This window comes from Kitasatospora sp. NPDC092286, assembly GCF_044755565.1.
Classification (GTDB): Bacteria; Actinomycetota; Actinomycetes; order Streptomycetales; family Streptomycetaceae; genus Kitasatospora.
Map to the genome: position 1 here is coordinate 1 of NZ_JBIVRD010000022.1, position 22,256 is coordinate 22,256.

The 22,256-nt window shown below is 73.2% G+C and carries 15 protein-coding genes and 1 rRNA gene; 8 read left to right on the forward strand and 8 right to left on the reverse strand.

Translation table 11 applies throughout. The annotated features are described in order from the left end of the window. The 4 genes from rrf to ACIQIB_RS22425 form a co-directional block, all read left to right on the forward strand. Nucleotides 1-92: ribosomal RNA gene (gene rrf, locus ACIQIB_RS22410) — 5S ribosomal RNA — on the forward strand; the annotation flags it as partial. Between the two features lie 119 nt (nucleotides 93-211). Then, nucleotides 212-631 (forward strand): helix-turn-helix transcriptional regulator, encoded by a 420-nt coding sequence (locus ACIQIB_RS22415; RefSeq protein WP_363604207.1) that lies wholly within the window; start codon nucleotides 212-214, stop codon nucleotides 629-631. Nucleotides 632-641: 10 nt separating this feature from the next. Then, nucleotides 642-1,058, forward strand: coding sequence for a VOC family protein (locus ACIQIB_RS22420; RefSeq protein WP_363604209.1), 417 nt, complete (start codon nucleotides 642-644; stop codon nucleotides 1,056-1,058). 325 nt (nucleotides 1,059-1,383) lie between these two features. Then, entirely contained in the window at nucleotides 1,384-3,804 is a 2,421-nt protein-coding gene (locus ACIQIB_RS22425; protein ID WP_400760009.1) for an ATP-binding cassette domain-containing protein, read from the forward strand. A 328-nt stretch (nucleotides 3,805-4,132) separates the two neighbouring features. On the opposite strand, the gene ACIQIB_RS22430 is transcribed toward ACIQIB_RS22425, so the two are convergent. The 3 genes from ACIQIB_RS22430 to ACIQIB_RS22440 are packed head-to-tail and all read right to left on the reverse strand — an operon-like array spanning nucleotide 4,133 to nucleotide 7,094. Next, the gene (locus ACIQIB_RS22430) at nucleotides 4,133-5,014 is read right to left on the reverse strand and encodes an ABC transporter ATP-binding protein (protein ID WP_363604212.1); all 882 of its coding nucleotides are present in this window, start codon (nucleotides 5,012-5,014) and stop codon (nucleotides 4,133-4,135) included. After that, nucleotides 5,011-6,099, reverse strand: a complete 1,089-nt coding sequence (locus ACIQIB_RS22435) for an iron ABC transporter permease (RefSeq protein ID WP_363604214.1) — start codon at nucleotides 6,097-6,099, stop codon at nucleotides 5,011-5,013. The genes ACIQIB_RS22430 and ACIQIB_RS22435 overlap by 4 nt, the downstream gene beginning before the upstream one ends. Then, nucleotides 6,096-7,094, reverse strand: coding sequence for an iron ABC transporter permease (locus tag ACIQIB_RS22440; RefSeq protein ID WP_363604216.1), 999 nt, complete (start codon nucleotides 7,092-7,094; stop codon nucleotides 6,096-6,098). The genes ACIQIB_RS22435 and ACIQIB_RS22440 overlap by 4 nt, the downstream gene beginning before the upstream one ends. Nucleotides 7,095-7,182: 88 nt before the next feature. Here ACIQIB_RS22440 and ACIQIB_RS22445 point away from each other — a divergent pair, with 88 nt between their 5' ends. From ACIQIB_RS22445 to ACIQIB_RS22455, 3 genes are all read left to right on the forward strand, one after another. Continuing rightward, the gene (locus ACIQIB_RS22445; RefSeq protein WP_363604217.1) at nucleotides 7,183-8,133 is read left to right on the forward strand and encodes an ABC transporter substrate-binding protein; all 951 of its coding nucleotides are present in this window, start codon (nucleotides 7,183-7,185) and stop codon (nucleotides 8,131-8,133) included. 734 nt (nucleotides 8,134-8,867) lie between these two features. Beyond that, nucleotides 8,868-10,556 (forward strand): cellulose synthase catalytic subunit, encoded by a 1,689-nt coding sequence (locus tag ACIQIB_RS22450; protein ID WP_363604218.1) that lies wholly within the window; start codon nucleotides 8,868-8,870, stop codon nucleotides 10,554-10,556. Nucleotides 10,557-10,571: 15 nt separating this feature from the next. Continuing rightward, nucleotides 10,572-13,595, forward strand: a complete 3,024-nt coding sequence (locus ACIQIB_RS22455; RefSeq protein WP_400760012.1) for an acyltransferase family protein — start codon at nucleotides 10,572-10,574, stop codon at nucleotides 13,593-13,595. Between the two features lie 94 nt (nucleotides 13,596-13,689). Here the strand turns inward: ACIQIB_RS22455 and ACIQIB_RS22460 are convergent, their stop codons facing one another. Next, the gene (locus ACIQIB_RS22460) at nucleotides 13,690-13,917 is read right to left on the reverse strand and encodes a hypothetical protein (protein ID WP_363604221.1); all 228 of its coding nucleotides are present in this window, start codon (nucleotides 13,915-13,917) and stop codon (nucleotides 13,690-13,692) included. 415 nt (nucleotides 13,918-14,332) lie between these two features. Between ACIQIB_RS22460 and ACIQIB_RS22465 the strand changes: the two genes are divergently transcribed. After that, the gene (locus tag ACIQIB_RS22465; RefSeq protein ID WP_363604223.1) at nucleotides 14,333-14,536 is read left to right on the forward strand and encodes a cold-shock protein; all 204 of its coding nucleotides are present in this window, start codon (nucleotides 14,333-14,335) and stop codon (nucleotides 14,534-14,536) included. 62 nt (nucleotides 14,537-14,598) lie between these two features. Here the strand turns inward: ACIQIB_RS22465 and ACIQIB_RS22470 are convergent, their stop codons facing one another. The 4 genes from ACIQIB_RS22470 to ACIQIB_RS22485 form a co-directional block, all read right to left on the reverse strand. Further along, complete coding sequence (locus ACIQIB_RS22470) at nucleotides 14,599-16,518, reverse strand: APC family permease (RefSeq protein WP_400650345.1); 1,920 nt, start codon at nucleotides 16,516-16,518, stop codon at nucleotides 14,599-14,601. Nucleotides 16,519-17,499: 981 nt separating this feature from the next. Next, nucleotides 17,500-19,068 (reverse strand): S8 family peptidase, encoded by a 1,569-nt coding sequence (locus tag ACIQIB_RS22475; protein WP_400760015.1) that lies wholly within the window; start codon nucleotides 19,066-19,068, stop codon nucleotides 17,500-17,502. 164 nt (nucleotides 19,069-19,232) lie between these two features. Next, nucleotides 19,233-19,892 carry a DUF5825 family protein gene (locus tag ACIQIB_RS22480; RefSeq protein ID WP_400760017.1) on the reverse strand — a complete coding sequence of 220 codons (660 nt, stop codon included), beginning with the start codon at nucleotides 19,890-19,892 and terminating at the stop codon, nucleotides 19,233-19,235. Further along, entirely contained in the window at nucleotides 19,873-21,852 is a 1,980-nt protein-coding gene (locus tag ACIQIB_RS22485) for a RiPP maturation radical SAM C-methyltransferase (RefSeq protein WP_400760019.1), read from the reverse strand. Before ACIQIB_RS22485 ends, ACIQIB_RS22480 begins: the two co-directional genes overlap by 20 nt. Between the last annotated feature and the right edge of the window lie 404 nt (nucleotides 21,853-22,256).

Below are 22,256 nucleotides of genomic sequence, written 5' to 3' on the forward strand. Positions count from 1 at the left end.
CGCCCGGTTACATTCCGAACCCGGAAGCTAAGCCTCACAGCGCCGATGGTACTGCAGGGGGGACCCTGTGGGAGAGTAGGACGCCGCCGAACAATTATTCCAGAGAACCCCCACCCGATTCCGGGTGGGGGTTCTCTGCGTTTACGGCCGTGTATTGCTGTGTATTTACGGCATCACGCGCAGGGCACGGCCGCTGTGGGATGGTGGGTGTGTGACGTTGGAGGACCTTGTCCGGTTGCGCCGGGCCCGTGACCTGATCGACCGTGACTACGCGGAGCCGCTCGACGTTCCGGCGCTGGCGCGTACCGCCCTCATGTCGCCGGGCCATTTCTCCCGCAGCTTCCGCGCCGCCTTCGGGGAGACGCCGTACAGCTACCTGATGACGCGCCGGATCGAGCGGGCCAAGGCGCTGCTGCGGCGCGGCGACCTGTCGGTGACGGAGGTCTGCTTCGCGGTCGGCTGTACATCGCTGGGGTCGTTCAGCTCGCGGTTCACCGAGTTGGTCGGCGAGAGCCCGAGCTCGTACCGGGCCCGCAGCCATGACGAGGGCGCCGCCATCCCGGCCTGCATCGCCAAGATCCACACACGACCGGTCAGGAATGGAGAAGCGAAACGCGTGCCCCGCCCGTAGCGTGAAGCGCATGAACATCAGACTTTCACAGTGCTTCATCGCCGTTGACGACCACGACCGGGCGCTCGCCTTCTACCGGGACGTTCTCGGCCTGGAGGTGCGCAACGACGTCAAGTTCGAGGGGATGCGCTGGGTGACCGTCGGCGCGCCGTCGCAGCCCGATGTGGACATCGTCCTCGAACCGCCCCTCGCGAACCCGAACGCCTCGTCCGCCGACAAGGCCGTCATGGCGGAGCTGCTGGCGAAGGGCCTGCTGCGCGGCGTCATCTTCAGCACCGACGACTGCGACGCCACCTTCGAGCGCATCAGCGCCGCGGGCGGCGAGGTGCTGCAGGAGCCGATCGACCAGCCGTACGGCGTCCGCGACTGCGCCTTCCGCGACCCTTCCGGTAACATGCTCCGCTTCAGCCAGCCGCGCAAGCAGTAGGCTCCGGCCCCGGGAACCGGGCGTTACCCTTGCGGCGGACCCCGCGCCGCGTGGTCGGCGCCGGAGGGGCCACGGACCGAAGGCGTGGATGCCCTGGTTCTTGTGCTGGGAGCGACCCCGGCCGGCGTCAGCCGACCGGGGTCGCGCCACCCCTGGCCGACCCCGCCGGCCGCCACCGCCGATCGGACCGCCGGCGGACCGCCGCCGCGACCGCGCCGCCGGGGGAGAAGAACGTACTGCGCGAAGCCGGCCGGATCGAGCCGGGCGACGCCGACGGAGCCGCGAAGGCGGCCTCGCGCAAGAGAGCGTAAGAGAGGGAGAGACGATGAGCAGGGCCACGAGGACGGACCCGCAGTCGCCTGTGCTGCACGGTGCCGACAGCCACGATCTGATCCGCGTGCACGGTGCGCGCGAGAACAACCTCAAGGACCTCAGCGTCGAGCTCCCGAAGCGCCGGCTGACGGTGTTCACCGGCGTCTCCGGCTCGGGCAAGAGCTCCCTGGTGTTCGACACGATCGCCGCGGAGTCGCAGCGGCTGATCAACGAGACCTACAGCACCTTCGTGCAGGGCTTCATGCCGACGCTGGCGCGGCCCGAGGTCGACGTGCTCGAAGGGCTGACCACCGCGATCATCGTCGACCAGCAGCGGATGGGCGCCGACCCCCGCTCCACGGTCGGCACCGCCACCGATGCCAACGCGATGCTGCGCATCCTCTTCAGCCGGCTCGGGCAGCCGCACATCGGCTCGCCCGGCGCGTTCGCCTTCAACGTCCCCTCGGTCCGGGCGAGCGGTGCGATCACGGTCGAACGCGGGGCCGCCAAGACCGTGAAGCAGACCTTCACCCGCACCGGCGGCATGTGTCCGCGCTGCGAAGGCCGGGGCACCGTCTCCGACATCGACCTCACCCAGCTCTTCGACGACTCCAAGTCGCTCGCCGAGGGCGCGATCACCGTCCCCGGCTACACCACGGACGGCCACTGGACCGTGCGGATCTTCACCGAGTCGGGCTTCCTCGACCCGAAGAAGCCGATCCGCGACTACACCGAGACCGAGCTGCGGGACTTCCTCCACCGCGAGCCGACCAAGGTGAAGGTCAACGGCATCAACCTCACCTACGAGGGGCTGATACCCAAGATCCAGAAGTCATTCCTCGCCAAGGACCGGGAGGCGATGCAGCCGCACATCCGGGCGTTCGTGGACCGGGCGGTCACCTTCACGGCCTGCCCCGAGTGCGGCGGCACCCGGCTCAGCGAGGCGGCCCGGTCGTCGCTGATCGGCGGGGTCGGCATCGCCGACGCGTGCGCGATGCAGATCAGCGACCTCGCCACCTGGGTCCGCGGCCTCGACGAGCCGTCGGTGGCGCCGCTGCTCGCCACCTTGCAGCAGACCCTCGACTCGTTCGTGGAGATCGGGCTGGGTTACCTCTCGCTGGACCGGCCGTCGGGCACGCTGTCGGGCGGCGAGGCGCAGCGCGTCAAGATGATCCGCCACCTCGGCTCCTCGCTGACCGATGTGACCTACGTCTTCGACGAGCCCACCACGGGCCTGCACCCCCATGACATCCAGCGGATGAACGCCCTGCTGCTGCGGCTGCGGGACAAGGGCAACACGGTGCTCGTCGTGGAGCACAAACCGGAGACGATCGCGATCGCCGACCATGTCGTCGACCTCGGTCCCGGCGCCGGTGCGGCGGGCGGCTCCGTCTGCTTCGAGGGCACCGTGGAGGGGCTGCGGGCCAGCGGCACCCTCACCGGCCGCCATCTCGACGACCGGGCCGTCTTCAAGGAGACGGTGCGCAAGCCCACCGGCACGCTGGAGATCCGCGGCGCGACGACGCACAACCTGCGCGACGTCGACGTCGACATACCGCTCGGGGTGCTTGTCGTGGTGACCGGTGTCGCCGGCTCCGGCAAGAGCTCGCTCGTGCACGGGTCGCTGGCCAATGGGTCGCCGGCCAGCGGTTCGGGGCCGGCCGGCGCGGGTGTGGTGTCGGTCGACCAGGGCGCGATCCGCGGCTCGCGGCGGAGCAACCCGGCGACGTACACCGGGCTGCTCGACCCGATCCGCAAGGCGTTCGCGAAGGCCAACGGTGTGAAGCCGGCCCTGTTCAGCGCCAACTCCGCCGGTGCCTGCCCCAGTTGCAACGGCGCCGGTGTCATCTACACCGACCTGGCCATGATGGCCGGCGTCGCCACCGTCTGCGAGGAGTGCGAGGGGAAGCGGTTCCAGGCGTCGGTGCTGGACCACCACCTCGGGGGCCGCGACATCAGCGAGGTGCTCGCGATGTCGGTGACCGAGGCCGAGGAGTTCTTCGGCGCCGGCGAGGCGCGCACGCCGGCCGCGCACACCATCCTCGGCCGGCTCGCCGACGTCGGGCTCGGCTACCTCAGCCTCGGCCAGCCGCTCACCACGCTGTCCGGCGGCGAGCGGCAGCGGCTCAAGCTGGCCACCCACATGACCGAGAGGGGCGGCGTCTACGTCCTCGACGAGCCGACCACCGGCCTCCACCTGGCCGACGTCGAGCAGCTGCTCGGTCTGCTCGACCGGCTCGTCGACTCCGGCAAGTCGGTCATCGTCATCGAGCACCACCAGGCGGTCATGGCGCACGCCGACTGGATCGTCGACCTCGGCCCCGGCGCCGGTCACGACGGCGGCCGGATCGTCTTCGAGGGCACACCCGCCGACCTCGTCGCCGCCCGTTCCACCCTCACCGGCGAGCACCTCGCGGCCTACGTCGGCGCCTGACCGGGGCCCGCACCGCGAGTGCGCGTCGCCCCGCTCCGCAGGGCCCGGGCGCGCCGGACACGGGCAAGAGGGCGGGAGCCGGCAAGAGGAGGGAGAGGGGCCCGGTGGGGGACGGCCGCCTCTCCCTCCTCGCCCGAGGGGCCTGCCCACCGCTCCGGGCACGCCGGCTCAGCCACGGCCTGCGGGCGGGGCGGCCTTGCGATGCACGCACCCCAACGCCGCACGCTGATCCGCCGAGAATTGCCAGACACGCCCTGGTGCCCCCGCACAGCCCGGGCAAGATCGCCAGGGCTGTGCGGGGAGCGGGCCGGCGCCGCCGGACGGGCCCTCAGCCGGTCGGGGCGGTGGGGCGGGAGGCCAGGCCGACGGGGCAGACGACGGGTGTGCCGTGGACCGGGTCGGTGAGGATCGCGCTCTCCACCCCGTACAGCTCGCGCACCAGGTCGGGGGTGACGATGTCGCGGGGCGCGCCCTGGGCCGCGACCCGGCCGTCGCGCATGGCGACCATGTGGTCGGCGTAGCGGCAGGCGGTGGTGAGGTCGTGCAGGACGAGGATGACGGTGCGGCCGCGGTCGGCCAGACCGCGCACCATCTCCAGCACCTCCAGGGCGTGGCCCATGTCCAGGGCCGAGGTGGGTTCGTCCAGCATCAGGATGTCGGTGTCCTGGGCGACGGCCATGGCGATCCAGGCGCGCTGCCGCTGCCCGCCGGAGAGGGTGTCCAGCGGGCGGTCGGCCAGGTCGTGCAGGTCGGCGGCGGTCAGGGCGCGCTCCACCGCCTCGGCGTCGCCGGCGGACCACTGCCGCAGCAGCCCCTGGTGCGGCTGGCGGCCGTAGCGGACCAGGTCCCGGACGGTCAGCCCGTCCGGGGCGGTGGCGGACTGCGGCAGCAGGCCGATGATGCGGGCGATCGCGCGGGTGGACAGCGAGGGCAGGGGCTTGCCGTCCAGCAGGACGGCGCCGGAGCGGGGGGCGAGGGTGCGGGCCAGGCCACTGAGCAGGGTGGACTTGCCGCAGCCGTTGGGGCCGACGATGACGGTCACCTGCCGGGACGGCAGCCGGAGGTCGAGTTCGTGCACCACGGTGGTGCGGTCGTGGCCCAGGGTGAGCGCGCTGGCCTCCAGCCGGGGGGCGGTGCCGCTGTCGGTGCTGCCCGGAGCACCCGGAGCACCCGGAGCGGCAGCGGCGTCGGTGGCGGTGGGGGCGGTCATGCGGTCCTCCGGGTACGGGTGGTGAGCAGCAGCCACAGCAGGTAGGGGCCGCCCACGACGGCGGTGACCAGGCCGACCGGCACCTCCAGCGGCGCCAGGGCGGTGCGGCCGATCAGGTCGGCGAGCAGCACGAGGACGGCGCCCGCGGCGGCCGAGGTGAGGACCGGGACCGCGCAGCGCGGTCCGGCGATCCGGCGGGCGGCCTCGGGGGCGGCCAGGGCGATCATGCCGAGCGGTCCGGCGACGGCCACGGCCAGCCCCGCGCAGACCACGGCGGTGAGCAGGACGGCGATCCGCAGGCCGCGGACCCGGACGCCCAGCCCGGTGGCGACGGCCTCGGAGAACCGGAGCAGGGCCAGCCGGCGGCCGAGCAGCACGGCCACCGGCAGGCAGACCAGCAGGCCGATGCCCAGGTAGCCGACGGCGTCGGCGTCGCGGCTGTTGAGGGTGCCCACCGTCCAGGCGAAGGCGGCGTTGGCGGAGTCGATCGCGGCCCGGGAGAGCATCAGGTCGGTGACGGCGCCGAAGACCGCGCCGATCCCGAGACCGACCACCAGGAAGCGGTAGCCGTTGCGGCCCGCGCCGCCGCCGAGCGCGAGGGCGAGCACCGCGGCGGTGGTGGCGCCGGTGAGGGCGGCGGCGGAGGGCAGCAGCTGGGTGGCGGTGCCGGTGACCGAGGCGACGGCGAAGGCGGTGGCGCCGTCGTTGAGGCCGATGGTGTCCGGGGTGGCCAGCCGGTTCTGGGCGAGGCTCTGCAGCAGACAGCCCGCGGCGCCGAGGGCGGCGCCGACGGCCAGTCCGGCCTCGGCGCGGGGCAGCCGCAGCTTCTCCACCACCAGCACGTCGCGGGGGGAGCCGTTGCCGAAGGCCGCGCGCAGGGCGTCCAGCGGGTTGAGGACGGTCTCACCGACCGCCAGATAGACGGCGGTGACGGCGACGGCGACGGCCAGCAGCGCGGTGCAGCCGAGCAGCGCGCGGACGGGGACGAGGACCGAGTGGCCGCGCACCCCGATCAGCCGGGTGCCGGGGGGTGGCGCGGACACGGCGGCCGGCCGGGGGGCGGCCGGGGCGGGGAGCGTCTTCACAGCGAGGGCAATCTGTGCGAGCGGACGACGGCGACCAGGACGGGTGCGCCGAACAGGGCGGTCATCACGCCGAGGGGCATCTCGTAGGGGCGGGCGACCAGCCGGGAGGCGACGTCGGCGGCCAGCACCACGGCCGGTCCCAGCAGGACGGACACCGCGAGCAGGCGGCGCAGGTCGGGGCCGACCAGGGCACGGGCGGCGAAGGGCACGACCAGACCGACGAAGGAGACCGGGCCGGCCACCGCGGTGGCGGCGCCGACCAGCAGGGCGACGGCGGTCATCGCGAGGGCGCGGGCCCGCCGGGGCCGGTGGCCCAGGCCGGTGGCGACGTCGTCCCCGAGGCTGAGGGCGGTCAGGGACGGGCTGACGGCCGCGGCCAGGACCAGACCGAGCAGCAGGATCGGCAGCACGGAGAGGAGTTGGTCGGTGCCGCGGCCGGCGACCGAGCCGATGGTCCAGAAGCGGATCTCGTCGGCGGCCCGCGCGTCGGCCAGCAGCAGGACGGAGGAGCCGGCGGTCAGCAGTCCGCTGAAGGCGGCGCCGGCCAGGACCAGCCGGACCGGGTCGTCGCCGGTGCCGCGCAGCCGGGCGGCGCCCAGGGCCAGCAGACAGCCGGCGGCGGCGCCGAGCACCGCGACGTACGGGCCGACGGTGGCCGCGCTGGCGCCCGACACGATGGCCACCACCACGGCGAAGGAGGCGCCGGTGCTCACCCCGAGCAGGCCCGGTTCGGCCAGCGGGTTGCGGGCGGCGGCCTGGAGGACGGCGCCCGCTACGCCGAGGGCGGCGCCGACGGCGAGGGCCACGGCGGTGCGGGGCAGTCGCAGGTCGAACACGGTGAAGCGGGAGTCCGGGTCGCCGCCGCCGAGCAGGGCGGCGGCGGCCCGGGACGGTCCGACATCGCCGGCGCCGAGCAGCAGGCTCGCCAGAACGGCGGCCAGCAGTATCGCTCCGGCCGGCAGCAGACCGCGCAGCAGGATTGATCGGAATGTCACACCGGGCCTCCCCGTCAGGGCCTGATCTATGGTTAGGCTAACCTCACAAGTGATTCGTCCATAAACTATCATTGCTCGGAGATCGCTCATGCTTGGCACCCGCTTTACGAAGTCCCTCCTCGGCGCGGCCGTGATCGGCGCCCTCTCCCTGGGCCTGACCGCGTGCGGCTCCTCAGGGTCGGGGGACTCCGCGGGTGGCAGTGGCGACTCGGCCAAGGACGGCCGCCGCTCCGTCACCACCGCCTTCGGCGCGGTGGAGGTGCCCGCCGAGCCCAAGCGGGTCGTCGCCCTCGGCGACACCCCCCTGGACACCGCGCTCTCCCTGGGTGTCACCCCCGTGGGCACCAGCGCCAGCCGCGGCGGCAACACCGCGCCCGCCTACCTGGACGCCGCGAGCATCCCGCTGGTCGCCACGGTGAAGGAGCCCAACATCGAGGCCATCCTGAACACCAAGCCGGACCTGATCCTGACCGCCGCCGGGATCGAGAAGTCCCAGTACGACCAGCTCTCCGCGGTGGCGCCCACCGTCGTGCCCAAGGCCGGCGACTGGCGGGCGGTGCTCGATGTCTACGGCGAGGCGCTGGGCCACAAGGCCGACCTGGACACCAAGCTCGACGCCCTGGACAAGCGCGCCGAGAAGGCCGGCGAGGGGAAGACCGGCTCCGCCGTGGTCATGCGATGGATGCCGAACGGCCCGATCGTGATGAACTCGGCCAACATGCCGGGTGCCATGCTCAAGAAGGCCGGCGCCACCACCCTGCCGATCGCCGACGGCCTGGGCGCCCAGCCGCACTCCGACCCGCTGTCGCTGGAGAACCTGGGCAAGGCCGACGCCGACCGCATCTTCGTCGCCACCCTCAACGCCGAGGGCGAGAAGGCCCTGGAGGCCGCCCGCAAGCAGGACGCCTTCACCCGGCTGAAGGCCGTCGGGAACGGCCAGGTCGCGGGCGTGGACGGCCAGGTGTGGAGCAGCAGCTCCGGCCCGATCGCGGTCGAGAAGGTCGTCCAGGACATCGAGAAGGCCTTCGCGGCGAAGTGACCGTGTGCGGGCGCGACCGCCCGCGCACGTACGGCGGCCCCGGCCCGACGGTCCCCGGAATCCGGGACCGTCGGGCCGGGGCCGTCGTACGTGTGGTCTCACGCGGCCCCGTCCTCGAACGGCTCAGGCCGCTTCGAGGACGATCGACATGCAGCTGCCGTGCGTGCCGTAGCTCTCCGGGAGCACGACCTCGGGGCGGGAGGTGCCCCCCCCCTCGGGTCGGCAGCGTGGGGCTGCTGCCGACGGCCACCACGGAGTCCGCTCGAACCGCTGCTCCCGGGCCCGCCCGCTCGCCTCCGTCAGCGGGCCGCCCGGCCGAATTCCCCGGCGCGGGAGATCCCGGCACCCGGATCGGGGACCCGTCGGTGCGTTCTGCCGCCCGGTCGCCGCCGCCCGGCCGGTCCGTGCCGGGCATGCCGGTCCGCCACGCCGTCCTCGGCCCGCCTCCCCCCGGACGAACCCGCTTTGACGACTTGTCCGCTCATTACCGAGCGTCAGGTCCCGGCCCCGCCGCTGCGGCCCGCAGGGCGGCCCCGCAGGGAAGTTGGACGACTGTTAACCCCCGCGCGACCTGCTGATTCCCGCCGGGCACCGGTCCGGACGGTGAAATGATCACGGAGTGTGGGCGGTCGCGGTGCCGGGGACTTCCGGCCCTGGTCCATGGTCCAATGGTCTATACCAATTGCGGTACGGTGGCCCCAGGATGCTGTCAGACACGCGGCTGTGGGGGCCCCATGACTATCCATCACCTTCCTCAACCACCTTCCGACCGGGAGCTCTACTGGTATTTCGGGCCACAGCGCCGCTGGGTGCTGATCTGCACGTCGCTCGCCTTCGTGTTCACCGCGGCGACCATGCTCACCTTCTCGCTGCGGACCCCGGCCCTGTGGGCCTTTCTCGCCGTCCTCGTGCTCAACCTCGTCGCGCTCGCGCTGTCCTCGGTCAACAGCCTGCGCCAGCGCCGGCTCACCCGGCAGTCGCACGAGGTGCTGGTCAACGCCTGGGAACCGGCGGAACTGCCGACCGTCGACCTCTATCTGCCGACCTGCGGTGAGCCGCTCGACGTCCTGGAGAACGCCTACCGCGCGGTCTCGGCCGTCGACTGGCCCGGCGCGCTGACCGTCTGGGTCCTGGACGACGCCGACCGCACCGAGGTCGCCGGACTGGCGGCCGCGCACGGCTTCGAGTACGTCGTCCGCCCCGACCGCGGACACCTCAAGAAGGCCGGCAACCTCAACCACGCGCTCACCCGGAGCAAGGCCGAGTACATCGCCATCCTGGACGCCGACTTCGCGCCCCGGCCGGACTTCCTGCGCCACCTGGTGCCGTACTTCGCCGACCCCAGGATCGGCATCGTGCAGAGCCCGCAGTGCTTCGACACCGACGAGACGATGGGCTGGATCCAGCGCGCCGCCGGTTCGGCCCAGGAGTGGTTCTTCCGCTGGATCCAGCCCTCCCGGGACGCCAGCGACGCCGCCATCTGCTGCGGCAGCAACGCCGTCTACCGGCGCTCCGCGATCGACGCCGCCGGCGGCTTCGCCAAACTCGACCACAGCGAGGACCTGTTCACCGGGCTCTCCCTCTACGAGCAGGGGTTCCGCACCCTCTACGTGCCGGTCCTGGTCGCCAAGGGCACCTCGCCCGACAACCTCGCGTCCTTCGTCAACCAGCAGTACCGCTGGGCGATGGGCAACCTGCACCTGCTCGGCACGCCCGTCCTCAAGCGGATCCGCGCGCCCTGGCGGATGCGGTTCTGCTTCTACGAGGGCGTCGTCGGCTACCTGACCACCGCCGTCAACATCTTCGCGGCCCCGCTGCCGCCGCTGGTGATGATGTTCTGGTACCCGGACCAGATCCGGCCCTGGCACGTCCTCCCGCTGCTCGCCCCGCTCTGGCTCTGGCACGTCCTGCTGCCCCGGATCAGCCGGACCCGCTGGCGGGTCGAGGTGATCCGCTCCAACGTCCTCATGAGCGTGGCCGCCGGCGCCGCCTTCTGGCACACCCTGCGCGGCCGCAGCGCCGCCTGGGTGCCCACCGGCGCGGGCCGCGCCAAGCCCGGCGGCCTGGCCCGCCAGGTCGTCCTGGTCTCGCTCGGCTGGCTCTGCGTCTCCGTGGGCGCCGCCGCCGTCGGGCTCGCCCTGGCCGTCGCCCGCAACGGCTGGCTGCCCAACTGGGGCCTCGGGCTGTACCTCGCGGTGCAGTGCCAGATCAGCCTCCCGCTGATCCGCGACCTGGTCGCCGAACTGCGCCCCGCCGACCCGGCCCGGGCCGCGGCACGCGCCGACGCGCGGGCCGCCCGCCAGGCCCGTCGCGGCATGCTGCCCAGGCGCTGGCCCGAAGCGCTGGCCGCCACCGTCACTCTCGTGCTCACCGCCCTGCTCGCCTCCGGCTGGGTCAGCCCGATGCTGCCCTGGCTGGGTTGAAAGGTCGTCACACCGATGGACTCGACCGTGGCTCCGGAGATCCGTCCGGAGACCTACACCATTCCCGGCCGCCCGCCCGGCGGTTCCGGCTCCCGGGGCTCCGATACCCCGGGCGCCGGCTCCCCGGGCCGGACGCCCCGCTCCGCGGGCTTCCGCCCCGACATCGAAGGCCTGCGCGCGGTGGCGGTGCTCGCGGTGCTCGCCTTCCACGCCTCCCTCCCCGGCCTGGCCGGCGGATTCGTCGGCGTGGACATCTTCTTCGTCATATCCGGTTATCTGATCACCGGCCTGCTGCTGCGCGAGGCGGTCACCACCGGACGGATCCGGCTGGGGGAGTTCTTCTCCCGCCGGGCCCGCCGCCTGCTGCCCTCCGCCGCCGTGGTGCTCGCCGCCGTCGCGCTGGCCGGCGCCTGGCTCACCGTCCCGCTGCGCCGCACCGACCTGGAGTACGACGTCCTCGCGGCGGCGCTGTCCGCCGCCAACTGGCGCTTCGTCGCCCAGCAGACCGACTACCTGGCGGCCGGGCGGGACCCGAGCCCGCTGCTGCACTTCTGGTCGCTGGCCGTGGAGGAGCAGTTCTACCTCTTCTGGGGCCCGCTGCTGGCCCTGGTCGTGTTCCTCGCGGTCCGGGCGGTCCGCCGCGAGCGGGCCGTCCGGCTCGCGCTGACCGCCGTCGCCGTGCTGCTGACCGTCGGCTCCTTCGCCCTGTCGCTGCACTGGACGCACGGCTCCGTCTCGCTGGCGTACCTCGGCACGCCGTCCCGGGGCTGGCAGTTCGGGGTGGGGGCGCTGCTCGCGCTGCTGCCCTGGCACCGGCTGCGCGGACCGCGCCCGCTGCGCCTGCTCTGCGGCTGGGCCGGAGCGCTGGCGATCGTCTGGTGCGTCGTCCGGTACGACGCCACCACCCCCTACCCGGGATACGCGGCGCTGGTCCCGACCCTCGCCACCGCCCTGGTCGTCCTGGCGGGCACGCCCGACCGCGACGGCGCCCCCGCCGCGAACGGCGGCGGCTTCGGGGTGGCCCGGCTGCTCGGCACCCGGGCCCCGCGCGCCGTCGGCCGCCTCTCCTACAACCTCTACCTGTGGCACTGGCCGGTGCTCGTGCTCGCCGAGGCCCGGCTCGGGACGCTCGGCTGGCCGGCCAGGACCGCGCTGACCGTGGCGGCCGCGCTGCCCGCGATGGCGGCGCTGCGCTGGATCGAGCAGCCGCTGCGCCGTAACCGCACCGTCTCCGAACTCCCCAGGCGGGGCCTCTCGCTGGGCCTCGCGGCGGTCGTCATCCCGGTGGTGCTGGCGCTGGTCGTCGGCACCGGGACGCTCCGGCTGCTCGGGCCGGCCGCCCCGGTCGACCTGCAGGGCCTGCCGCCCGGCTCGCCCGACGGCACCTCCCTGCTGGCCAGGACCGCAGGGCCGCTCAAGGGCGGTCCGGTCGTCCCGGACGCCGTCCAGGCCCGCAAGGACTTCCCGCCGGACGGCGAGTGCGAGGTCGCCCCGGAGAGCACCACCAGCCCGGCCTGCCTGTTCGGCGTGACCAGCAGCCCGGACCGGATCGTCCTGCTCGGCGACTCGCACGCCGGCCAGTGGTTCTCCCCGATGCTGGCCATCGCGGCAGAACGCCACTGGGCGCTGGAGGAGTTGGTCAAGCAGGGCTGCCCGCTGCCGGAACTGACCGTGGTCAACCCGCAGTTGGGTCGGACGTACCGGGAGTGCGACACCTGGCGGGCGAACAGCCTGGCCCGGCTGCAGAACGGCCCCAAGCCCAAGCTGATCGCGGTGGCCTCGCTCAACCGCTACACCGACGACCAGCAACTGCTGCTGGAGGCCTGGGAGAAGACGCTGACGCCGCTGCGCGCGCTCGGCGTGCCGATCGTCTACCTCCAGGACACCCCGATCCCCGGAACGGACATCCCGGCCTGCGTCTCCGGACACACCGACCACCCGGCCGCCTGCGAGTTCGACCGCGGCCGAGCCCAGTGGCCGGACCCGCTCGCCGGGGCGATCGCGGCCGGCCGGCTGCCCGGCGTGCGGACGGTCGAGGTGAACTCGGTCATCTGCCCCGGCTCGGGCCGCAGCTGCCCGGCCGTCCTGGAGCGCATCCTGCTGTACCGCGACGACGCGCACCTGACCAACGTCGCGGCCGTCGTCCTCACCCCCCGGCTGGAGCGGCTGCTCACCGAGGCCGGGGCGGTGCCCGCGCGCACCGCGCCGGGCGCCGACGGCTGGACCACGGTCCTGCGGGACGACTTCGACGGCCCGGCGGGCAGCCGCCCCTCGGCCGAGAACTGGCAGTACGACCTGGGCACCTGCTACCCGGGCTGCCCGGCGGCCCAGTGGGGCACCGGCGAGATCGAGACGATGACGGACTCGACCGCCAATGTCCGCCTCGACGGCAAGGGCGTTCTGGAGATCGTCCCCACCCTGGAGAACGGTCAGTGGAGCTCCGGCCGGATCGAGTCCCGCCGGGCCGACCTCAAGCCGCCGCCCGGAGGGGTGATGCGGGTCGAGGCCTCGATCGCCCTGCCCGACGTCACCGGGCCCGCGGCGGCGGGCTACTGGCCGGCCTTCTGGACCCTCGGCGGCGCGCTGCGCGACGGCTACACCGGCTGGCCGGCGATCGGCGAGCTGGACATCATGGAGGCCGTCAACGGCCGTGACTCCGTCTTCGGGACGATGCACTGCGGCACGCTCGACGGCGGGCCCTGCAAGGAGCCGCAGGGGCTCGGTTCAGGGGACCAGCCGTGCCCCGACTGCCGGACGGGATTCCACTCGTACGCGGTGGAGGCCGACTTGACGGCCGGCGCGGAACAGGTGCGCTGGTACCTCGACGGGCGCGAGTTCCACCGGGTGACGGCCACCCAGATGGACGCGGCCACCTGGGACCGCGCGGTGAACCACGGCCTGTTCCTGATCCTGAACGTGGCGATCGGCGGCCACCTGCCCGCCGCGCTCGGCGGGACCGCGGGACCGGCCACGGAGCCCGGTCACCCGATGCGGGTGCAGTACGTCGCCGTCTCGACCCGGGGAGGAGCCCACTCCTGAGGCCCGGTCGGGCCGGGACCCCGGAAGCGCCGTGTGCGCTCCCGGGGCCCCGGCCGTTCACGACGACCTCGGCACCCCTGCCGTAGCAGGCGCCTTAGAGCTTGAAGAGCTTGGAGTAGGGCTGGGTGATGCGCTGCTGGTGCGAGCCGAAGTCGACGAGGACGGCGGTCTGGCCGTCGCCCTCGACGGCGATGGTCCGGCCCAGGCCGAACTGGTCATGGGAGACCCGGTCTCCGACGGCGAACTCTTTGAGTGGCTCCGGAGGGGTTGGGCGGAAGGGACTGGTGGGTAGGGGGCGCCGGGGTGAGGTTGATTTCGTCATCCTGGCCAGTATGCGCCCAACTTCGGGGTTCTGGACCGTGTCTGGGCATCGATTTTCGGCGGCTCGGCGTGTCTTCGGCACCCGGTGGGGGCGGTCGTGGCCCGCACCGGCACCGGCGGCGGGCCCCGCGGAGGTCCGCCGGCAGCCCGGTGGCGGTCCGGCGGAGGTCCGTGACGGTCCGTGGCGGTCGAACCCGCGTCCTACCCGGCCGGCGCACGAAAAACGCCGTTCGGGCCCGAACCCTGCTACAGTCGTGGTAGTTGCAGTTTTGGTTCCCATGAACTCTGTGTGCGCCTGCTGATGCCTCGCAGGCGCATTTTTGTTTCCCGGTCGTTTCCCGGGACGGGTCCTCATCGCGGCGACTCGATATCCGCACAGTGCGGATTTCGAACAGTCCTTTGAAGGAGAAATTATTATGGCTACTGGCACCGTGAAGTGGTTCAACGCGGAAAAGGGCTTCGGCTTCATCGAGCAGGACGGCGGCGGCGCCGACGTCTTCGCCCACTACTCGAACATCGCTGCGAGCGGTTTCCGCGAGCTGCTTGAGGGCCAGAAGGTCGAGTTCGACCTCACCCAGGGCCAGAAGGGCCCGCAGGCCGAGAACATCCGCCCGCTGTAGTCTTTTCGGCAGCGAGCTTTCCACCGGGCCACCCGCCCGGCGGCGAGGGGCCCGTACCGCGTTCACGCGCGGTGCGGGCCCCTCGGCATGTGCGGCCCCGGCCGGACAGACCGGGGCCGCACATGGAAGGGGACGGTGGTGACCACGACCTTCGGGAGATTCCGCAGCGCCCGGCGCAGCCGCCCGGCGAGCTGGTTGTGCAGGACGCGGTGCCACCAGTGCCGGACGACGAGCTCCGGGAGGATGACGGTCAGGGTGACGTCGGGGCGCTGGCGGTGCAGGGCCTCCAGGTAGTTGACGAGCGGTGCGACGATCGCGCGGTACGGGGAGAGCATGACCTCCAGCGGCAGGTGGTCGCCCCACAGCCGCCAGTACCCGCGGAAGCGCTCGGCCTCCTCCTCGGTGGGACTGACGTGGACGGCCAGGACGGGCTGCTGGAGGGAGGCGGCGTAGGCCAGGGCGCGCATGCCGGGGAGGTCCAGGGCGGCGACCGGCACGACGGCCAGGTGGCGGATCTCCTCGGGCGCCTCCTCGTCCTCCGCCGCCCTGTTCTCCTCCTCGCCCTCCGCCGCCGGGCCGGCTCCGCGCGGCGGGCCCGGTTCGGCCGGCTGCCCGCCGGCCTGCGGGGCGAGGGTCCGCCCGGGCACCTCTACGGCGTGCGGATGCAGCGCGACGGCCTCGGCGACCTGCTCGTAGTGGTGCCGGATGCGCAGGGCGACGAACAGGAAGAGCCCGACGGCGAGCACGGCGACCCAGGCGCCCTCGGTGAACTTGGTGACCCCCGCGGTGATGAAGACGACCGCCGACAGCAGACAGCCGGTGGCGTTGAAGAACAGGCTCTTGCGCCAGTGCCGGTCGCGCAGGCGCCACCAGTGCACCACCATGCCGGCCTGCGACAGCGTGAAGGCGAGGAAGACCCCGACGGCGAACAGCGGGATCAGCGGTGCCGTCCGGCCGCCGAACGCGACGAAGATCAGCGTCGCCGCGGCCGAGAGCAGAAGGATCCCGTTGCTGAAGGCGAGGCGGTCGCCGAGCCGGAGGAAGAGCCGCGGCGCGTGGTGGTCGCGGGCCAGCAGGAACAGCACCCGGGGGAAGTCGTTGTAGGCGGTGTTCGCCGCGAGCAGCAGGATCGCCGCGGTCGCCGCCTGCGTGAGCACGTACAGGACCCCGTTCCCGAAGCTGCGGTGGGCGAGTTGGGAGAGGACCGTCTCGGTGCCGCTGGGCACGATGCCGTCGAGCCGGATCAGCGCGATGATGCCCGCGAACATGGCGATCAGCAGGCCGACCATCCAGGTCAGCGTGGTCCGGGCGTTGCGCCAGGTGACGGGGGTGAAGGCCGGGACGGCGTTGGAGATCGCCTCGATGCCGGTCATCGCGGTGGAGCCGGAGGCGAACGACCGGAGCACCAGCAGCACGCCGAGGCCCTCGGTCGCCGTCAGCGCGGGCGTCGGCGTCGGGTGGAAGCCACGCCCGCCGGCGTCGTAGAGGCCGACGCAGACCAGGGCGAGGACGGCGGCGATGAAGGCGTAGGTGGGGGCCGCGAAGAGCACGCCCGCCTGCCGGATGCCGCGCAGGTTGCCGGCGAGCAGCAGGGCGATCACCCCGACACCGATCGGGACGATGTCGGGGGTGAGGGACGGGATCGCGGAGGTGATCGCCTCGACGCCCGCGGCGATCGAGACGGCGACGGTCAGGATGTAGTCGGTCATCAGCCCGGCGGCGGCCACCAGCCCCGGCAGCCGGCCGAGGTTGTCGCCGGCGACGACGTACGAGCCGCCGCCGTGCGGATAGGCGCGGATCGTCTGACGGTACGACACTCCCACCGCCAGCATCAGGAAGGCGATGGTCGCGGCGACCGGCAGGGCGTAGCGCAGCCCGGCCGCGCCGCCGAGGACGAGGACCGCCAGCATCGCCTCCGGGCCGTAGGCGACGGAGGACAGCGCGTCGGCGGAGAGCACCGGCAGCGCCACCAGTTTGCGCATCCGCTCGTGGGCGATCGCGGTGCTCCTGAGCGGAGCCCCGAACAGCACGCGCCGCAGCCGGGAGCCGGCCCGGCCGAGCGGCGAGAACGGGACGGCATCGGCGTCCTCGGTCGCCTCGACGGCGGTGGCCGGCCCGCCGTCGAGCGGGGGGATCGGCACGAACCGGCCGAACCTGGCCGGCCGGACCTCGGTGGGGTAGCGGCCCAGGTCCGGGTCGACCGGCAGGGCGCGCTGCCATGCCTCGGGATCGCCCGCCACCCGGTCCCACTGCTCGCCGACCCGGCGCAGCACCCGCAACTGCTCCTCGTCCAGGGTCGGCAGCAGCGCGGACGGGCTGGGCGCGCCGCTCTCCCGCTCGCCGCCGTGGTTGTCGCCCCGCTGTGTATCCGTCACATCGCTCATTGTGATCGACGGGTCCCGTGCCGGAGGGATGGCGGGTTCGCGGGTCGTCGGTGGGCCGCCGGGGCCGGGTGCCCGTTGTCGGGCGCCTTTCCGGATCGCGCGGAGGAATTGTGGCGGGTGGGCCGTTTTCTGTACGTTGCGCACAGCGGAGTGTGCGCGGTGGAGTTGTGCGCGGTGCCCGCCGGAAAGGCCGACCGAATGGCGGCCGCGCGGAGTATCCTGGATTGTGCCGGGATCAATAGCCGGCAGGTCGACCGGGCGGAGGTGGATATGGGGCTACTTGAAGCAGGAGACCCGATTTCGCGGCTCGCGATCGTGAAGCCCTCACCCGGCCCTCAGGGCGGGAAGGACACAGGGACCGCCCGGGCGAGGAGCGGTGGGGGTGTGGGGTCGCCGTCTCGACCGGTGTTCGCACGGGTCTGAGGTCGTTTCCGCCGAGAGCGGTGGAAGCGGCCTTTCTGCGTTTTTTGGCGACTTTTCGCCGCCGCCCGTCTTCGGCGCGGCGGTTTTCGCATTCGGTCGGAGTGTCGCGAGGGCGCGGTCCCGCCCGGCCCCGGGTGTCGGGGCCGGGCGGGACCGTCAGAACCGCAGGGACCAGCTGTCGATGAAGCCGGGGAAGTAGCCGTAGCGGTCGGTCGCCCGCAGCTTCCACACCCCGTTGGCCGTCCGGGCGGAGGCGTCCACGCCGTAGAGGGCGGTGAGGTCCGGGCGGCCGTCCGCGATGTCCTCGTCCCGCAGCCGGTACGCCGTGCCGTCCGGGGCGATCAGGTCGATCGTGAGGTCCCCGCGCCAGCCGTGCTTGATGGCGAGGCGGACGTCCAGGTCGGCGGGCGCGTGCCCGGGCACTCCGGTGACGGTGATCGCGGACTCGACGGTGCCGTCGATGGCGACGTCGGTGCCGTTGGTGAAGAGCGGCCCGGGCGCCCGCACCGGCGCGGTGCCGGTGTAGAGCAGCCGGTCGGGCGAGCCGGGGCCCGCGTCCTGGACCGAGCCGGTGGTCGCCGCGGCGGTGAGCGCCGCCGCCACCTGGGCCGGGGTGGCGGCCGGGTGGGCGGCGAGGTGGAGCGCGGCCGCGGCGGTCACATGCGGGGTGGCCATCGAGGTGCCCGACATGGTGGTGCCGATCCCGCCGACGTCGACCCAGCTCAGGGCCGAGACGATGTCCACGCCGGGTGCGAAGAGGTCCACCAGCGGGCCGTAGTTGGAGAAGGACGCGCGGACGTCGTCCTGGTCGGTGGCCCCGACCGTCAGGGCGGTGGGCACCCGGGCGGGGGAGTGCTGGGAGGCGTCCGTGCCGTCGTTCCCGGCGGCCACGGCGTAGGTGAGGCCCGAGGCGATCGAGTTGCGTACCGCCGCGTCCAGGACTTCGTCCGGCTCGCCGCCCAGGCTCAGGTTGACCACCGCCGGCTTGACGGCGTGCCCGGTCACCCAGTCGATCCCGGCGACGACCTGCTCGGTGGTGCCGTATCCGCTGTCGTCGAGGACCCGGACGGCGACGATGGACGCGGCCTTCGCGGCCCCGAAGGTGCTGCCCGCCACCGTTCCGGCCACATGGGTGCCGTGGCCGTGCTCGTCCTGCGCCACGTTGTCCCCGTCGATGGCGTCGAAGCCGTTGGAGGCCCGGCCCTCGAACTCCTCCTGGGTGACCCGGACGCCGGTGTCGACGATGTACGCGGTCACGCCCCGGCCCGCCGTGGCCGGGTAGTCGTACCGCCGGTCGAGCGGGAGCCGCCGGTGGTCGATCCGGTCCAGCCCCCAGGACTCCGGATCGGGCTGGGTGTCGTCGGCCCGCACCCGGCGGTTCTGCGAGACCAGGGCGACCGACGGGTCCGCCGCCAGCCGGCGGGCCTGCCGCGCGGAGAGGTCGGCGGCGAACCCGTGCAGCGCCGCGTCGTACGTCCGCCGGACCGTTCCGCCGTACGAGCGGGCGAGCGCCTGGGCCGCGCTCCGGAGCGAACCGCCCGCTCCGGCCTGCTCCTTGAGGACGACCAGGTAGCTGCCCGGGACGGCGTTCGGCGACCCGGCGCCCCGGACGACACCCTCCGGGCCGGCGGCCGAGGCGGGGAACACCCCACCGGCGCCGATCGACAGGGCGGTGGCCAGGCCGAGAACGGCGCAGGCGTGGCGAAGACGACGGCCTGGACTCATCTGTTCGGTTCCCCCTCCGGTGGTGCCCCCTTCCCCTGAGCCTGATGCATCGTCAAGTCAAGTGCAAGCAAAAGGAGTTGAGGATCTTCGCGGGTCGGGGTGTCCGGGTCGGGTGGCGAAGCCTGGACTGACGGCGCAGGGCCGGGCGGGCCTGCGCGCCGGGGTCAGAGGCCGAGCGAGCCGAGGGGCCAGCGGTAGGGGCGGGTCGGCAGCCACCAGAGCCGGCCGGCGTGTTCGGCGATCAGCCGGGCGTCGGCGAGCTCCGCGCGGACGTCGTCGGGCACGGTGCCGGTGGGTGATCCCTCCAGCAACCCGGCCACGGCGGTGAGGAAGTGGGGCTCGTCGATGGTGAACAGGTCGAGCGGGCCGAAGCGGCGGTCCCTGACCTCGATGAAGCCAGGCCCGTGCCGGTAGACGCACCTGGCCGGGAAGTACCCGGCGCGCCAGGCCCCGGCGGCCTGCGGCGGCGCGCCCTCGATCCGGCTCGGCGGGTAGAGGTGGCCGAGGGCGCCGTCCGCCGCGCAGCCGTCGGCGCAGCGGGCGACCCAGTCCACCGCGAGGCCGCGGCCGGTCAGTTCGCGCAGCAGCAGGAGGGCCCGCGCGGACTCCGGGCCCGCCGTCGCGGCGCACAGGTCGACGGGGTGCGGGAGGCGGACGTGCCGCGCACCCGCGCGGTACAGGCGTTCGGCGTCCGGCCGGGCGGCGTCGGCCAGCTCCAGCCGGCCCAGCGCCATGCCGGGCAGGGTCCGGGCGGCCGGGTCGTGGTCGCGCCAGGCCTCGACGGTGATGGCCGGGCTCGGCGGTTCAGCCAACTGCGAGGGCATGGCGTGCCTCCTGCTGCTCGTTCTGCTCTGCGGACTTCTCCTCGCCGGGCCGGGCGTCGTCCAGCCGGAACAGCACCTGGCTGCCGGCCTCGACGGCCACCTGGATGAAGGTGTCGTTCTCCTGGAAGACCAGGCCCCGCCGGATCCAGTCGTCCAGCACCGCCCGTACGGTGGGCTCGTCGGTGCCCGCCCTGGCGGTCAGTGTCGCGAGGCCGCGGGGCTGGTCGAGCAGGCGGAACAGGACGAGCCGCTCGGGCGAGGACAGTTCGAGGACCGTCCAGTCGTAGGCCTGCCGGCGGCTGACCAGCACGATCCGGGTGCCCAGGTCCTGGTAGGTGAGGCGGCTCGCCGGGTACCGCTGGTGCCAGGTGTCGATCGCCGCCGACAGCTCGGCGGCCAGCGGCTCGTCGATGCCCTGCGGCGCGGCGGAGAACAGATAGGCCAGGTCGGTGAGTTCGTTCTCCGGCAGCCGGTAGATCTCGGCGTACTGCTGGGCCGGTCGCAGGTCGGGGAAGCCGAGTTCGGGCTTGTCGAAGTACGGGCTGAACCGCTCGATCGCGATCCGGGACGCCCCGGCCGGCGGTTCGAGGTGGTGCAGCAGCGGGATCTGGCGGATGACCGCCCGGTAGTCCTGGTCCGCCTCGCCGGGGAAGCCGTACAGGTAGTTCCAGCAGGAGCTGACCCCGGCGCTCTGCGCGTCGCGCAGCGCGCGGACGTTCTGGCAGCCGGTCACGCCCTTGTCCATCAGCCGCAGCACCGGGGTGCTGAGGCTCTCGATCCCCGGCTGCACCATCACCGCGCCCGCCTCGCCGAGCAGCTGGAACTGGTGGCGGCGCAGGTTGGACTTCACCTCGAAGTGCAGCCGGATGTCGTGGTCCGACTCGGCCAGCCGGCGCAGCACGGTGTCGAAGTAGCCCATGTCCAGGATGTTGTCGACCACCACGAAGTCCAGCACCTGGTGGCGCTCGGCCAGCCCGGTCACCTCGTCGTAGAAGCGGTCGGGGCTCTTGCTGCGGAACTCCATGAACGAGCCGTTGAGCCCGCAGAAGGTGCAGTGGTGCTTCTCGCCCCACCAGCAGCCGCGGGAGCCCTCGACGAGCAGCTTCGGCTGCACCCAGCGCGCCGCCGGGGAGGCGTCCAGCCGTTCGAAGAAGCCGTCGTAGGCGGGGGCCAGGATCTGGCCGGGCGCCAGCGGGCGGCGGGACATCGGGTTCGCCCGGGAGGTGCCGGAGCCGTCCCGCCAGCAGAGTCCGGGGATGCCCGCGAGCGTGTCGTCCCCGGAAGCCGCGGAAGTCCTGGAAGTCCTGGAAGTCCTGGAAGTCCTGGAAGCCCCGGCGGTCCCCGGGTCGTCCTCGGCGAGGGCGGCCAGCAGGGCCGGGAACGCCGTCTCCCCCTCGCCCCGGACGACGTGGTCGACGAACGGGAAGCTCCGGTGCAGCGCCGCGCCCATCTCGCCGTCGCAGTTGGCGCCGCCGAACACGATGCGGGTGCCCGGCGACAGCCGCTTGAGCAGCCGGGCGGCGGCCAGGCTCGCGGTGTTCTGCTGGAAGGTGGTGGTGAAGCCGACGACGTCCGGCCGTTCCCCGGCCAGGTCGGTGGCGAGCCGGGCCGTGAACTCCGGCGCGAGCCCGTGCAGGGCGGTGGTCATGGCGATCTCCGCCGCCCCGGCGCCGTTGGCGGCGAGGAAGGCCGAGAAGGCGTCGACGTCGCCGGGCCGGTCGTACAGGGCGCTGGAGAAGACCCAGTCGCCGGCGCCCTGGAAGTACGAGGAGGTCGAGTAGTAGGTGTAGTCGCCGAGGCCGAACGCCGTCCGCCCGACGACCCAGTCGACGAAGTCCAGGTTCGCGTGCCGGACCTGGACCTCGTGGCCACCGGACTCGGCGGCCGTGCGCAGGATCCCCAGCGCGAGGGAGGGGACCTCGATCGACCCCCACGGCATGTTCACGAGCAGGATCTTCATCGCCTGTTCCTCCAGGTCGAGTCGGCGCCGCTCCCGGGGCCCGGCACGGCTCCGGGCCCCGGGAAGCGACATCCGGTTCGTTCGTGTCATCGCTGGGCGGCCGGGGCCGCGTGGATCATCCAGCGGCCGCTCTCGGCGGTGCTGTCGTTCTGGACGGTGCGCTTCTTCATGGTGTTCACCTCCTTTCCGGGGATCCGCCGCGGACCGGGGCCGGCGGCGTGGTGCGGGTGGCCGGGCCTTGCCGGTGTCACCGCTGGGCGGCCGGGGCGGCCATGATCATCCAGCGGCCGCTCTCGGCGGTGCTGTCGTCGCTCTGGACGGTGCGCTTCTTCATCGGATTCACCCCCTCTCCGGGGATCCGCCGCGGACCGGGACCCGCGGCGTGGTGCGGGTGGCCGGGCCTT

Excerpts from the sequence above, each read along its gene's own strand:
- ACIQIB_RS22420 (WP_363604209.1), top strand. The coding sequence starts at position 642 with ATGAACATCAGACTTTCACAGTGCTTCATCGCCGTTGACGACCACGAC.
- ACIQIB_RS22425 (WP_400760009.1), top strand. The coding sequence starts at position 1,384 with ATGAGCAGGGCCACGAGGACGGACCCGCAGTCGCCTGTGCTGCACGGT.
- ACIQIB_RS22430 (WP_363604212.1), bottom strand. The coding sequence starts at position 5,014 with ATGACCGCCCCCACCGCCACCGACGCCGCTGCCGCTCCGGGTGCTCCG.
- ACIQIB_RS22445 (WP_363604217.1), top strand. The coding sequence starts at position 7,183 with ATGCTTGGCACCCGCTTTACGAAGTCCCTCCTCGGCGCGGCCGTGATC.
- ACIQIB_RS22450 (WP_363604218.1), top strand. The coding sequence starts at position 8,868 with ATGACTATCCATCACCTTCCTCAACCACCTTCCGACCGGGAGCTCTAC.
- ACIQIB_RS22455 (WP_400760012.1), top strand. The coding sequence starts at position 10,572 with ATGGACTCGACCGTGGCTCCGGAGATCCGTCCGGAGACCTACACCATT.
- ACIQIB_RS22460 (WP_363604221.1), bottom strand. The coding sequence starts at position 13,917 with ATGACGAAATCAACCTCACCCCGGCGCCCCCTACCCACCAGTCCCTTC.
- ACIQIB_RS22465 (WP_363604223.1), top strand. The coding sequence starts at position 14,333 with ATGGCTACTGGCACCGTGAAGTGGTTCAACGCGGAAAAGGGCTTCGGC.
- ACIQIB_RS22470 (WP_400650345.1), bottom strand. The coding sequence starts at position 16,518 with ATGCGCAAACTGGTGGCGCTGCCGGTGCTCTCCGCCGACGCGCTGTCC.
- ACIQIB_RS22475 (WP_400760015.1), bottom strand. The coding sequence starts at position 19,068 with ATGAGTCCAGGCCGTCGTCTTCGCCACGCCTGCGCCGTTCTCGGCCTG.
- ACIQIB_RS22480 (WP_400760017.1), bottom strand. The coding sequence starts at position 19,892 with ATGCCCTCGCAGTTGGCTGAACCGCCGAGCCCGGCCATCACCGTCGAG.
- ACIQIB_RS22485 (WP_400760019.1), bottom strand. The coding sequence starts at position 21,852 with ATGAAGATCCTGCTCGTGAACATGCCGTGGGGGTCGATCGAGGTCCCC.